The organism is Myxococcus vastator (assembly GCF_010894475.1).
Lineage (GTDB): Bacteria > Myxococcota > Myxococcia > Myxococcales > Myxococcaceae > Myxococcus > Myxococcus vastator.
In genome coordinates this window covers 16,971-29,451 of the sequence record NZ_JAAIYB010000051.1, presented here as the reverse complement: position 1 = coordinate 29,451, position 12,481 = coordinate 16,971, and the positions used below count along the sequence as shown (strand labels likewise).

At 70.1% G+C, this 12,481-nt stretch carries 11 protein-coding genes; 6 read left to right on the top strand and 5 right to left on the bottom strand.

The annotated features are described in order from the left end of the window. Positions 1-4: 4 nt before the first annotated feature. On the top strand, positions 5-1,543 hold the full coding sequence (locus G4D87_RS07900; protein ID WP_371928499.1) for a ligand-binding sensor domain-containing protein: 1,539 nt from the start codon (positions 5-7) through the stop codon (positions 1,541-1,543). A gap of 55 nt (positions 1,544-1,598) precedes the next feature. Here G4D87_RS07900 and G4D87_RS07895 read toward each other — a convergent pair whose 3' ends face one another. Next, complete coding sequence (locus G4D87_RS07895; protein ID WP_163780524.1) at positions 1,599-2,180, bottom strand: hypothetical protein; 582 nt, start codon at positions 2,178-2,180, stop codon at positions 1,599-1,601. A 283-nt stretch (positions 2,181-2,463) separates the two neighbouring features. On the opposite strand from G4D87_RS07895, the gene G4D87_RS07890 reads away from it, so the two are divergent. Then, positions 2,464-3,828 carry a sigma 54-interacting transcriptional regulator gene (locus G4D87_RS07890; RefSeq protein WP_163780522.1) on the top strand — a complete coding sequence of 455 codons (1,365 nt, stop codon included), beginning with the start codon at positions 2,464-2,466 and terminating at the stop codon, positions 3,826-3,828. 138 nt (positions 3,829-3,966) lie between these two features. Then, complete coding sequence (locus G4D87_RS07885) at positions 3,967-4,611, top strand: DUF3332 domain-containing protein (protein ID WP_163780520.1); 645 nt, start codon at positions 3,967-3,969, stop codon at positions 4,609-4,611. A 101-nt stretch (positions 4,612-4,712) separates the two neighbouring features. Here G4D87_RS07885 and G4D87_RS07880 read toward each other — a convergent pair whose 3' ends face one another. Both G4D87_RS07880 and G4D87_RS07875 read right to left on the bottom strand, forming a co-directional pair. Then, positions 4,713-5,288, bottom strand: coding sequence for a hypothetical protein (locus G4D87_RS07880; RefSeq protein ID WP_163780519.1), 576 nt, complete (start codon positions 5,286-5,288; stop codon positions 4,713-4,715). Beyond that, positions 5,285-6,631: a hypothetical protein gene (locus G4D87_RS07875; RefSeq protein ID WP_163780517.1), complete on the bottom strand. Its 1,347-nt coding sequence runs from the start codon at positions 6,629-6,631 to the stop codon at positions 5,285-5,287. Before G4D87_RS07875 ends, G4D87_RS07880 begins: the two co-directional genes overlap by 4 nt. Before the next feature lie 134 nt (positions 6,632-6,765). On the opposite strand from G4D87_RS07875, the gene G4D87_RS07870 reads away from it, so the two are divergent. Continuing rightward, entirely contained in the window at positions 6,766-7,422 is a 657-nt protein-coding gene (locus G4D87_RS07870; RefSeq protein ID WP_163780515.1) for a gluconate 2-dehydrogenase subunit 3 family protein, read from the top strand. Then, on the top strand, positions 7,419-9,071 hold the full coding sequence (locus G4D87_RS07865) for a GMC family oxidoreductase (RefSeq protein ID WP_163780513.1): 1,653 nt from the start codon (positions 7,419-7,421) through the stop codon (positions 9,069-9,071). Before G4D87_RS07870 ends, G4D87_RS07865 begins: the two co-directional genes overlap by 4 nt. Before the next feature lie 2 nt (positions 9,072-9,073). Here the strand turns inward: G4D87_RS07865 and G4D87_RS07860 are convergent, their stop codons facing one another. Beyond that, entirely contained in the window at positions 9,074-9,580 is a 507-nt protein-coding gene (locus G4D87_RS07860; RefSeq protein WP_240358092.1) for a hypothetical protein, read from the bottom strand. Positions 9,581-9,611: 31 nt separating this feature from the next. On the opposite strand from G4D87_RS07860, the gene G4D87_RS07855 reads away from it, so the two are divergent. Further along, positions 9,612-10,034, top strand: a complete 423-nt coding sequence (locus G4D87_RS07855; RefSeq protein ID WP_240358091.1) for a hypothetical protein — start codon at positions 9,612-9,614, stop codon at positions 10,032-10,034. 62 nt (positions 10,035-10,096) lie between these two features. Here the strand turns inward: G4D87_RS07855 and G4D87_RS07850 are convergent, their stop codons facing one another. After that, entirely contained in the window at positions 10,097-12,475 is a 2,379-nt protein-coding gene (locus G4D87_RS07850; protein WP_176409935.1) for a hypothetical protein, read from the bottom strand. Positions 12,476-12,481 lie beyond the last annotated feature (6 nt).

The following is a 12,481-nucleotide window of genomic DNA, read 5'->3' as shown; positions in this document are numbered from 1 at the left end:
GGACCTGGACGTCCCGCCCTCGGAATCCCCCCAAGCCCCGGAAGGTGATGCAGGCACGCCGGACTCGGGCACGCCGGATTCGGGGACACCGGGTGACGACGGGGGCACGCCCGACGGTGGCGAGCCGGATGACGGTGGCACGCCGGATGACGGTGGCACGCCGGACGACGGAGGCACGCCGGACGGGGGCCCCGTGGAAGTGCCCCTGCCCACGCCTTCCGCGGCGAACTGGGAGTTCTTCGGCCGCGAGGCGGGCGGCCCCCGCTTCATCCACGGCGTGAGCGCGGACGCCTCCGGCAACATCTGGGTGGCGGGCGGCGAGGAAGGGCTCTTCGTGATGAAGAAGGGTGAGCGCACCTTCCGGCGTTACACGATGGCGGAGGGCCTGCGCCCGTACGGCTACATGCCGGACGGCAGCGCGCCGCCGGGGCCGAAGTACCTCAAGGTCATCTCCGTCGCGGGCGCGTGGAACGACACCGTCTTCGTCGGCTACGAGGGCATGCCGGGCGACGGCGCGCTCCACTGCGAGAACAACTGGGACAGCAACGCGCCGGACCCCGCGCGCTACAAGAGCGGCGACGCGGACCGCGTCTCGCTGCGCGCGGACGGCACGCTCGACGTCGTGCACTACGACATCTTCTCGGGGCCGAACGTTGTCGACGCCGAGCTCCGGGGCCGCGAGAAGCTCTGCAACATCTGGCGCATCGCCTATGACGCGAGAACCAACAGCGTCTGGTTTGGCGCCAACCACGGCCTCGCCCGCGGCGATGCGGACTACCGGGGCGACCCGACGTGCAACGGGCAGTTCCACTGCTGGGGCGTCGAGGAGCACTCGCACCCGGGCATCAACGCGTACATCTACACGAACCCCACGGCGGACCGGGCCCAGTACGGAGAGGACCGGAGCCAGTGGCGGGTCCAGCCCGCGCTGCTCACGGATGCGTACTGGGGCCTGGGCGTGCGTCCGGACGGAGACGTCTGGGTCGGCGGCGCCAACCGGACGACGCGCTACTTCTACGGCACCGTCGGGAACGACTTCTGGGAGGGCCAGACGCGCACGGAGTCCCGGGCCTACGCGTGGAACCGCATCGACATCTGGAAGGACGCGGTGGGCGAGGAGCGCTACTCCCGTCCGGAGCAGCGCACGGATGACCTGGTCTCCGGCATCGCCGTCGTGGGCACCTCCGCCTGGGTGGGCTCCTTCGGCCACGGCATCGCGGAGCTGAACGACAGCGGCCAGGTGGTGCGCACGCTGAAGAACGAGCTGGCCGCGCCGCACGTGGCCAGCGTGGCGGCGGACCCGGCCAACGGCAGCATCTGGGCAGGCCATAGCTGGGGCGGCGGCCTCTCCCGGGTCCGGGGCGGCTCCGTCTCCCACTACGGCCTCTCCGTGTTCGGACCTGAGCTGTCCAGCATGCGCGTGCCGGACATCCAGGTGGACCGCTCCGGCCCGCGGCGCCGGATGCTGGTGGCCTTCCAGGGCACCACGCTGAGCGACGGCACCGTGATGCCGGGCACCATCGGCATCTACTCCGGGGACTAGCCACGCCTCGCGATAGGGCCGCGGCGGCCGCTTCCCACCCGGGGAGCGGCCGCTCCTATTTGTACCAGGGGTACGTCAGGTTGGCGGGCAGCAGGAACGCCCAACCCGCGTCGATGACGATGGGGCCCAGGCCGGGCCTGCCGTACACCTGCACCGGCGCCAGGGAAACGCCTTCCACGAAGGGATACGCCAGCGGCTTGGACCCCTGGCGAAAGTGCACGTTTCGAAGCACCACGCGCTGCGGCTTCGGGGTGTACAGGGTGGCGACGAACAAGACATCCCCGTCGTCTCCTGGCAGCGCCTTGCGCTCGACCGTCATCAACATCGAGGTCCGCACATCCGCTTCCACGCTCCGCACCAGCCTCCGCGTGTAACGAGGCGCCAGCCAGAAGGCGAGCAGGCCGATGACCATGAGCAGGCCCCCCCACACCGGGAGCTGGGCACTGAACGGCCACCTGTGTCTTCCGGCATCCAGCGCCTGCTGGAACGACGGCCACCCATGGAGCACCGCCAGCGCCCCCAACACCACGCTCGCGCCAGCCCAGCGAAAGGTGCCCGCGAGGTGCTGTCGCAGCGCATCAATCAACTCGTCACGGTTCCTCTGTACTGGCTTCGCCTCGGGGCGCACATCCGTCATCGCAGAGGCCTCCAGGTTCGCTGCCCCGCGTCCTAAGCCGCTACGACGCCCCCTGATAGCGGTCCAGTTCGAGCGCCGGCGTCAGTGGCCCGGGTCGAAACCGTGCGGGCCGCCTTCCTCCATGCGTCTTCGCGCGGTGACACGGGGCCAGGGCCCGCCCGCATCGGCCACGCACCGGATGCCCCCTGCCCCGGCCCACGCATGGCCGGCTGCTGGGCGGGCATCGTCCTGAGGGACAGGAAGTCACCACGGAGCGCGAAGCCGTCTAGAATCCCCGCCGGCCATGCCCGCTCTGCCCCCCGCACCCATCCCCTCGCACACCGTCATCGGCGCACGGACCCAAGGGGAACGGCTCTCCGCCCAGCTCTTCCACCTCGTCCTGCTGGACACCGAGCGCGCCGGCACCGTCTTCCCCCTGGCCAATGAAGCCCTCCGCGTGGGCAAGGCCCCGGACAACGACGTCGTCATCGACCACCCCACCGTGAGCCGCAACCACCTGGTGGTGCGCCGCCAGGGGGACCGCTTCCTCGTGCAGGACCTGGGCTCCACCAACGGCACGTTCCTCGACGGTGCCCAGGTGCGCGAGGCCTTCCTCCGCCCCGGCGCCCTGCTGGAGGTCGGTGACGTGCGCCTGCGCTTCAGTCCCCAGGTCTCCCCTGTCCAGGTGGAGCCCATCCTGGAGGACCGGCTGGGTGACCTGGTGGGCCGCAGCCTGCCCATGCGGCAGATTTTCGCGCTGCTCCAGCGCATCGCGCCCACCGACTCCACCGTGCTGCTCGTGGGTGAGACGGGCTCCGGCAAGGGCGCCGCCGCCAAGGCCACCCACAAGCTCAGCCCTCGCGCGGGCGGGCCGCTCGTCGTCTTCGACTGCGCCAGCGTGTCCGACTCCCTCATCGAGAGCGAGCTGTTCGGCCACGAGAAGGGCGCCTTCACCGGCGCGGTGAGCCAGCGCGTCGGCTGCCTGGAGCGCGCCAACGGCGGCACCCTCTTCCTGGACGAAATCGACGACCTCGCCCTGGACCTGCAGCCCAAGCTGCTGCGCGCCATCGAGGACCGGGAGTTCCGCCGGCTCGGCGCCTCCACCCCCATCTCCTTCGATGCACGCATCATCGTCGCCAGCAAGAAGGACCTGTGGGCGGAGACGCAGGCGGGCCGCTTCCGCGAGGACCTCTACTTCCGCCTCTCCGTCTTCACCGTCAGCCTGCCCTCGCTCCGGGACCGCAAGGAGGACATCCCCCTGCTGGTGGATGCCTTCGCGGGCGAAGGCGTGTGGCCCCGGCTGCCGGAGAAGATTCGCGAGCAGTTCACCGGGCACACCTGGCCGGGCAACGTGCGTGAGCTGCGCAACGCCCTGGAGCGCGCCCGGCACATGGTGGACATCCCGGAGCTGGCCGGGGACACCCTGCTGCGCGAGTTCACCCGCGAGCCCCCCGCCGCCGCCGGAGACTCCCTGCCCGTGGAGTTCACCGGCCCCTTCAAGGTCTGCAAGGACGAGCTCATCCGCGCCTTCGAGCGCGAGTACCTCACCCGGCTCCTGGGCCGCGCCAAGGGCAACATCGCCCGCGCCGCCCGCGAGGCCGAGCTGGACCGGAAGCACCTGTACTCGCTGCTCCACAAGTACGGACTCGTTCAGAGCGAGACGGACTGAGGCGCCCGCTACGTCCGGGCGCGTCGGACTGGCGACCAGCGGACGGAGTGTGGAAGCGGCTCGTGACAGCCCTGCGGGCCGTGGCATGTTCGCGGCGCACTGGGAGTCAAGCCTCCCTCCTCTAGGAGACGTCAAAGAATGAAGCGTCCGTCCCCCTGGCTCGCCATGCTGTTCGCCGGTTTCATGTCCATGCACGCCACCGGCTGCTTCGGTCAGTTCCAGCTCACGCAGAAAATCTGGAACTTCAACAAGAACATCTCCGGCAACAAGTTCGTGCAGTGGCTGATGTTCCTCGTGCTCACCATCATCCCCGTCTACGGGCTGGGCGCGTTCATCGACGCCATCGTCATCAACAGCATCGAGTTCTGGACGGGCAGCAACCCCGTCGCCAGCGTCGATGGCGCTCCGGAGACCACCCGCATCGTCAAGCTGAGCCCCACCGACACGCTGCGCCTGTCGCGTGACGTGGAGACGGGCGTCATGCGCATGGAGCTGGCGCGCGAGGGCCAGGAGACGATGGTCCGCTACTTCGAGCCGCTCGAGGACGGCATGGTGGTCCGCGACGACGCCGGCGCCATGCTCATCCAGGCCCAGGAGGCGACGGACGGCGCGGTGGCGGTGACGGACGCCGCCGGCACCACGCTGACGGTCCACGCCCGTGACGCGCTGGCCGTGGCCCGCCGCGTGTACGAAGAGGGTGGCGCGCAGGCGCTCGCCCAGCACGCCGTGTCCCAGGCCTCCGTGTCCCAGGGCCTGGCCAGCAACACCTGCGTGGCCCGGTAACAAGGCCCGCGGCTCGCTGTTCGGAAATGTCGGGACATTCGCGGCACAAAACCCCCGACATTTCCGAACAGCAACCCTCCCGACTCGCTCCGGCCCCTCCCCTATTCGGGAGGCGTGCCCGCGTCGGGAGGAGGAACGCCGCCGTCGAGCAACTGGCCCGGGTCCGGGCCGAAGGTCGCGTCCTGCGCCACCACGGCGAAGGTGCCCTCCAGGTTGCGGCCGGCGCCAAAGCCATCACCCCGGCTGAAGGACATGGAGAAGTCTCCGCGCGTGGGCTCGCCCGGGTTGCCTCCGGACTCCAGTTGAAGGTCCCCCTTGTTCACCGGGCCGAAGACGCGCGCCGGCTCGCCCGCGTTGAGGTGCACCACGGTGGCCCGAGCCTGTCCCGACGGCGTGGTGCCCGCGAGGTCCACCTTCGTCCCGGGACGCAGGTCCAGCCCCTCGGTGGACACCGTGAGCCGGACGACCAGGTCCACGTCCAGGTCGCTGTTCCGGTAGTAGCTGACCTGGAAGGCCTCCGCGTTGCGGAGCACCTCCACGCGGGACACCTCCAGCGGGAAGAGCTCGGACACGCTGCCGGCCAGCGAGTTGTCCGCGAGGCCGCACGCGGTCAGCCCCGCCCCGGCCATCAGGGCGGACAACCCCACGGCGGCCAGCGTGCGGGCTGCGCGCGTCATCGCTCCACCGCGAGCTTCAGCACGCCCTTGTCCTGCGCCACCACCGGCGCCCGGTACAGGACGACGCGCTTGCCGTTGGAGAGATACGCCAGCTTCGGCGACCAGCCACCGCCCGCGTCCACCAGCGTCTCCCGCCAGTTGCCCTGGATGCGCGTGGAGATGACCAGCGCGTCGTCATTGGGGTTGCAGCTGGTGTCATTGCGGCCGGACTCGGCGGCGCAGATGTAGAAGGCGATGGACGGCTCGTGGTGGACCGGATCGAAGGCGAGCGACGGATACCAGCCGCCCGTGCCGTTGTTGAACACGGGGTCCGGCGAGGACCAATCACCGGTGGCCGTGCAGGCCGTCCCAGAAGTGTCAGCGCATTCCGTGTACGTCAGCGCGTTCGAGTTCCTGTTCAGCACGGCGATGCCGAACCCCTCGACCGAGTCATGCGCCAGCGAGGCTCCGAGCTGCGTATTGGGAACCGCCTGCACGCGCACCGGCGGCGTCCAGGTGAGGCCATCCGCGTTGCGCCGCTGGAAGTGCACATCCGTGCCGGTGGCCTGCGCGGCCTCTGGCGCCTTGTCGTGCACCAGGGCCGGCTGGGTCCCCGCCATCACCATGGAGATGTGCCCACCGTACCCCAGCTTGGTATCACCGGAGGACACCGCGACTCGGCGCTGCCAGTTCGAGGGACCGCCGCTGGCAATCTCCAGGTCACTGGCCTGGAAGTCCTGGCGCTCGAACTGCCCGCTGTGCCCATCTCGGTAAGCGACGATCGCCTCGCTGCCGTTGAAGACGATGGCGGGGTTGAGCCCCACCAGGAATCCCACGTCCGTCGTGGGATTGACGGGCTGCGCCTCATTCGATTGCCGCACGACGATGCGCTCCGTCCACGCGCCGGAGGCACTGCGATAGGCAACCGCCAGGTCGCTCTGGAACCAGAACGACGAAGGGTCTTCCCGGTCGCCGCCCAGGTACGTCACCACCGGCTGACCTTCCGGCCCGAAGGCCACGGACACGCCGTACACGCGCTGCACGGTGGCGATTTTCTCCGCCGCGCCGAGCTGCCCGCCGTCGAACTCGCGGTACATCAGGTCCATGTTCTCCACGTTCTCCCGCATCGTCCCGTTGCGGACGAAGTACGCCATGCCGATGCGGTCCTGCGGGCCCACGGCCATGGCGAGGGAGGAGATGGGGTCGAACTGGCCTTCGTCGGCATCCACCACGAACTTCGCGAAGGGCGAGGTGTCGGTCGGACCGCCGTCGGGATTGCCGCCCGCGTCAGGGGGCGTCGGGTTGCCGTCCTTGCCACATCCCAATGCGAGCACCAGGCCCAGCGCCCAGGCATGCCGTTTCATGTGCCACTCCTCGTGTGTTGTCGGCCCTGCACGTCGTGGTGGCATCCTACGCCAGCGCCGCGCGGCGGGGAGCGACCGAGCATGTCTTATGAATCCAGCGTGAAGCGCCCGCGTGCGCTAGGCTCGCGCGCCGTATGACACGTGCGCATTCCAACCGGGGGCGCCTGTCCCGGCGCTCCCTCATCCAGCGGCTGACCTTCCTGGGCGGAGGCGTGGTGCTGCTCGGCCCGGCCTGCAAGCGCTCCTCCGAATCGAAAGAGAAGGCGCCCCCCACAGACTCCGGTCCGCTGGCGGCGAAGCAGGACGGCCAGGGCCCGCGCACCTTCTCCTCCTTCGAGTACGCCGTGGTGGCCGCGGCCACCGAGCGCGTCCTCCCGCGAGATGAAGACCCGGGCGCCCTCGATGCGAACGTCCCCGTCTACATCGACCGCATCCTCCAGACACCCGAGCTGGAACCCGTGCGCGAGGACTTCCTCTCCGGCGTGGCGGCCCTGGAGCGCCGCGCCCAGCGCATGCACCAGAAGGGCTTCGCCGCCCTGACGGCCGAGCAACAGGACGAGCTGCTCACCCTCTTCAAGGACAGCCCGCCCCGCAGCGGCGAGGCGCACTTCTTCGAGCTGCTGACGGTGATGACGCTGGAGGGCTTCCTCGGAGACCCGTCCTACGGCGGCAACCAGGGCAAGGTGGGCTGGCGGTTGATGGGCTTCGACACCGTGGGAACCGTGGCCTCCGCGCCGCCGGATGGCCACGACGGGCCCAAGTGCCTGCGGGAATGTGGGGTCCACCGGTGAGCCTGCCCGAAGTGGACATCTGCATCATCGGCAGCGGCGCGGGCGGCGCGCCCATGGCGCTGGAGCTGGGCCGCGCGGGCTTCAAAGTCGTACTGCTGGAGAAGGGCCCGCACTACCAGCCCAAGGACTTCATCCACGACGAAATCCTGAACAGCCGCCGGAACTTCTTCATGCCGGTGCCGTGGGAGGAGCCGCACCTGGTGCGCCAGGGCGCGAAGGGCCGCTACGAAAAGACGAGCGCGGCGTGGACGGCCAACTGCGTGGGCGGAGGCACCGTCCACATGAGCGGCTTCTTCTACCGGCTCAAGCCGGTGGACTTCCGGCTGCGCTCCACGCTGGGCGCCGTGCCCGGCAGCACCGTGGCGGACTGGCCCATCTCCTACGAGGAGCTGGCGCCCTTCTACGACAAGGCCGAGGCGGAGCTGGGTGTGTCCGGCGAGTCCGTCCCCCACCCCTTCGCCGAGCCGCGCAAGGGCCCCTACCCGCTGCCGCCGCTGGACGTGCACCCGGTGGCGAAGGAAATCGACAAGGCGTGCGGCGCCATGGGCTGGCATTCCCTGCCCACCGCGCGCGGCATCCTCAGCAAGCCCTACCGGGGCCGAGCGCCGTGCTCGTACTGCGCGCTGTGCGGCAGCTACGGCTGCGAGACGGGCGCGAAGAGCGGCACGAACGCCAGCCTCATCCCCGCCGCCGTGGCCACCGGCAACGTGGACCTGCGCCCCGGCTGCATGGCGCGCACGGTGGAGGTGGACAAGCAGGGCCGCGCGCGGAGCGTCGTCTACATCGACGCGGACGGCGTGACGCGCGAGCAGCCGGCGAAAATCGTCGTCGTGTCCTGCACCGCCGTGGAGAGCGCGCGCCTGCTGCTCAACTCCACCTCCAGCCGCTTCCCGAAGGGCCTGGCCAACGGCAGCGGGCTGGTGGGGCGAAACCTCACCTTCAGCTCGTTCGGCGAGTCCCACGCCACCTTCCGCCTGTCGAAGCAGTCCGCCGCGCGGCCGTGGCTGAAGGACCCGTCTCCCTTCGTGAACCGCAGCCTCCAGGACTTCTACCTGCTGCCCGACGCCCGCTTCGGCTTCCGCAAGGGCGGCACGCTGGGCTTCATGTGGGCGCACCCCAACCCCATCCACGCCGCGGTGGGGCTTGCGGGCAAGGGCGAGAAGGCCCTCTTCGGCAAGGCGCTGAAGGACAAGATGCGGGAGTACCGCGACTCACGCATCCTCCAGTTCGAGGTGTACGCCGAGTTCCTCCCCACCGCCGGCACCTACGTCAGCGTGGAGGGCGGCGTGAAGGACCGCTACGGCATCCCCGTGGCGGCCATCACCGTGGACCGGCACCCCATGGACCTGGCGGCCACGCGCTTCCTGGTGGAGCGCGGCGAGGAGGTCCTCCTGCGCCTGGACCCGGACGACGTCCGGCGCGGCACCACCAGCGGTGAGACGTCCATCCTCCAGCACGGCACCTGCCGCTTCGGCGACGACGCGGCGACGTCCGTGCTGGACCGCGACTGCCGCGCCCACGAGGTGCCCAACCTCTACGTGGTGGACGGCAGCTTCATGCCCACCGGCGGCAGCGTGCCGTCCACGCTCACCATCAGCGCCAACAGCTTCCGCGTGGCGGACCGCCTGGTGCGCAAGCTCAAGGGCTGACGCTAGCGATTGCGCAGCGGCGTCACGTCCACCTTGATGATGTAGCGCGCCTGCATGTCGGACTCGAACTCGATGAGGTGGTCGCCCACGCCCGTGAGCTCCGCCTCCTCGGTGAAGGCGCCCTGCCGCTCCATCACGTCCAGCACCGCGCGGCCTTCCGTGGCCCGGCGGATGCGCGCCCGGCAGCCCTCTTCATGGAAGAGCATCACCGTTTCGCTTCCCGCCGCGGTGACGTCCTCCAGGAAGAGGCTCACCTTCACGGAGGAGGCTTCCTTCAACTGGACGATGACCTGCTGCCGGCCAGGGAAGCGGCCTTCCGAATAACTTTCCGAACCGATGATACAGCCCGCCACGCGGTCGCACACAGGCCAGGCCGCGCCGCAGGTGTCCTTCACACGCGCGCCAATGAAGTCCTCGCGCGTGCCGCCGCAGGCCCCCCAAAGCGACGCGAAAAGCAGCACCGCTGCTGCCTGGGCCTTGCGGCCAAACACTGTTACAACCGGCGTCATCTTCAGACCCTCATGCGAGGCGTGTATGTCCATGCGACTGCGTACCCGTTGGCTCCCCATCATCTTCTTCGCCCTGGCTGGCTGTGGGAACGAAACGGAGCTTCCCCAGGCGCCCACACTCTTCATCGACCGTCCGGCGCTGACGTTCAACCGCGAGTTCGAGCACGGCACCTACGTCGGGCAGACGACCTTCAACTCGCTCGCCATCCAGAACCGCGGTCTGGACCCGCTCGACATCACCGCCATCACCCTGTCGGCGCCAGGCGTCTTCACCCTCCAGCTCCCCGAGGGCTTCTCCCCAGGCACGCCGCTGCGGCTGGAGACGTATGAGCGCGCCTTCCTGACGGTGGCCTTCCGGCCCACCGATGACACGGAATACGACGGCACGATTACCATCGAATCCAATGCCCCCCAGCAGGTCATCACCCTCAACGGGCTGGGCGTCGCGCCCTGAAGTCCTCGCGGTCCACCGCGTGACGGGCGGGAGCCACCGCTCCCGCCCCGTCGCCACCAGGCTCATGGCTGGTAGGTGAAGTTGCAGCCCCCGGCGTAGTTCTGGATGACGCCGCCATCCGCGTCCGGCGTCGTCCCTCCGTCGGTGACGACGGGGCACGACACCGTCGTCCCGCCGTCCACCGGGTAGCTCTGGGGATAGTCCCCGTGGCCGGTGCGCAGCGTGTACTCCACCCGCTCGTAGTCCAGCCGCTCCGACGCCGTCACGTCCACGCGCAGGGTGCCGCCGCGGATGAAGCGCCGCTCCAGGCAGCCGCAGGCATAGGGCGCCAGGGTGACGACGGTGGAGTTGGGGCGGTCCTCCAGCTGGTAGAGCGGCTGCAGGCTGCTGGTGCCCGCGTTGGACGGCGTGTGCCAGGCCCGCAGCGCATCCGAGCGGTAGCCCAGCGTCAGCGGCCCGCGGTTGCCCGTGCGCACCGGCGTGCAGGTGCCGGCACCGGCGTCCGTCGCATCTCCGTCACAGAAGGTGAGGTCCAGCGCCAGGCCGTGCGGCGTGCCACCGTCGGCCAGCTTCGCCACCTCCCACTGGAGCAGCCACGTCCGGTCCTCCGGCGGCGGCACCGAGGGCAGGTCAAACACGTACGAGTCCATGTCGGAAGGCACGGCGTCGTAGTCCAGCGGGCCGCGCACCCCCAGCCCGTTGACGCGGTCCGTGCCGCTGCGCAGCCGGCCGTGGCCATGCGACAGCTGGCCCGTCACGGAGAACTCCGCCGTGTCGGGCGGCGACGGGAAGGCCGTGGTGGACGCGAGCGTCCGCGCCACCGGCGCCTCCGCGCCGTTGACGTAGCGAGACAGCTCATCCGCGTCCTCCGCGTCCCAGCTCACCTCCAGGCGGTAGTCCTTGTCGTCGACCCACGAGCCGTTGTCCTGCACCAGGAAGTAGTACGTCAGCGCGGCGGCATGCGCCGGAACCGGGACGACACCCCGGAAGTTGCGCAGCCCGGTGAAGCGCGAGTTGCCCACCGCCTCCTCACGCGACGAGTGCACACACATGGGCGCGGGCAGGTCCGTGCGGCGGCAGAAGCCATCCACCAGGGCCCGGGCGTCGGGATTCTCGGAGAAGTCGCGCGGGCAGACGGCGGCGTCGGTGGCGCAGTTCTCCCGCCACTCGCCCAGGTGGGCCCCGGTGGAGCTCAGGGTGAACACGTGCACCACGCGCGAGGCCGTCACCGGCAGCGCGGGGAAGCGGCCCCCGGTGTCCAGCGGCACCAGCCGGTAGCGCAGCAGCGTGGGCGTGCTGAAGGCCGGCAGGCGCACCGAGTACCAATCCCGGTCGGGGATGTAGCCCAGGCGGCCGGTGAAGGAGACCGCGGAGCCGGCGCCACCGGGCGTGGCGCTGTCGAAGTTGCGCGCGGTGGCCACCTGCACCTTGTCATTGCCCGTCGTGGTGCGGTCCTGCGCGTCCTCCTCCTCCAGCACGCGCACCTCCACCTCGTAGGGCTGCGCGAGGTCGCCCTGGGCCGTGTCCCGGTCATTGGTGCCGCGGTAGCCCTTCACCACCAGCGTCCAGCGGCCCGCGTGCTCCACCTGGACTTTGCGCGCGGTGGCCAGCTCGCCGCCGCGCACCTGGGGCAGCACCACGCCTTCGTCTTCCTTCTCCGTGAAGTCCGGGCGCCACAGCTCGTAGGACAGGCGCCAGTTGGGAACGAAGTCCAGGTTGGGCGCGACGACGCGCACGTAGGCCACCTTCCCCGCCTCCAGGTCGAAGGCGTAGTGGTCCACGTCGTTGTCGGTGGCCAGGTAGCCGGTGGAGGCGCCCATCAGCAGCTCCCCCGACTGCGTCAGCGCCAGCGGCGTGGCCGTCTGGGGCGTGTCGTTGGGCTCCTGCGCGTCCGGGTTCTGGTCGATTCGCACCGTCAACCGGTACTTGCTGCGCGCGTCGTAGTTGGGCCGCGACGGCACGTCCGGCGCGTCCTGCACCAGCACCAGCAGCGTCTGGCTCTCCAGCCCGTCGCGCAGCGGCAGCACGATGTCCACCGGGCGGGGCGCGCCCTGGGCGTGCTTGTCCTCCTTCTTCGCCAGCGCCCCCTCCGTCCCCCCGTCCGGCTGCGGGCCCAGAATGGTGACGGACAGATTCACCGCGGTGCTGGACGCCAGGTACGTCCCGTTGACGTTCAGCAACGTGCGGGCGTTGGTGCCGGGCGGCAGGACGACGCGGTACCAGTCCTGGTCACCGGCGCGAGGCTCGCTGTCCAGCGCCAGGAAGCGCTCCAGCGGCTCGCCCGGCTTGAGCTCGCACTCGGGCCGCGTCAGCGCCTCCTCGCGCGAATTGCACAGGTCCTCCACCACGGGAGTCCCCGCGTCCGGCGTCTCCCCTCCTCCGGACGAACAGGCGGCGAGGACGAGCAACGCGAGCGGCAGCAGACGAACGGAGGTGGGCATGGCGTC

Excerpts from the sequence above, each read along its gene's own strand:
- G4D87_RS07880 (WP_163780519.1), bottom strand. The coding sequence starts at position 5,288 with ATGACGCGCGCAGCCCGCACGCTGGCCGCCGTGGGGTTGTCCGCCCTG.
- G4D87_RS07875 (WP_163780517.1), bottom strand. The coding sequence starts at position 6,631 with ATGAAACGGCATGCCTGGGCGCTGGGCCTGGTGCTCGCATTGGGATGT.
- G4D87_RS07895 (WP_163780524.1), bottom strand. The coding sequence starts at position 2,180 with ATGACGGATGTGCGCCCCGAGGCGAAGCCAGTACAGAGGAACCGTGAC.
- G4D87_RS07870 (WP_163780515.1), top strand. The coding sequence starts at position 6,766 with ATGACACGTGCGCATTCCAACCGGGGGCGCCTGTCCCGGCGCTCCCTC.
- G4D87_RS07885 (WP_163780520.1), top strand. The coding sequence starts at position 3,967 with ATGAAGCGTCCGTCCCCCTGGCTCGCCATGCTGTTCGCCGGTTTCATG.
- G4D87_RS07850 (WP_176409935.1), bottom strand. The coding sequence starts at position 12,475 with ATGCCCACCTCCGTTCGTCTGCTGCCGCTCGCGTTGCTCGTCCTCGCC.
- G4D87_RS07855 (WP_240358091.1), top strand. The coding sequence starts at position 9,612 with ATGCGACTGCGTACCCGTTGGCTCCCCATCATCTTCTTCGCCCTGGCT.
- G4D87_RS07890 (WP_163780522.1), top strand. The coding sequence starts at position 2,464 with ATGCCCGCTCTGCCCCCCGCACCCATCCCCTCGCACACCGTCATCGGC.
- G4D87_RS07860 (WP_240358092.1), bottom strand. The coding sequence starts at position 9,580 with ATGACGCCGGTTGTAACAGTGTTTGGCCGCAAGGCCCAGGCAGCAGCG.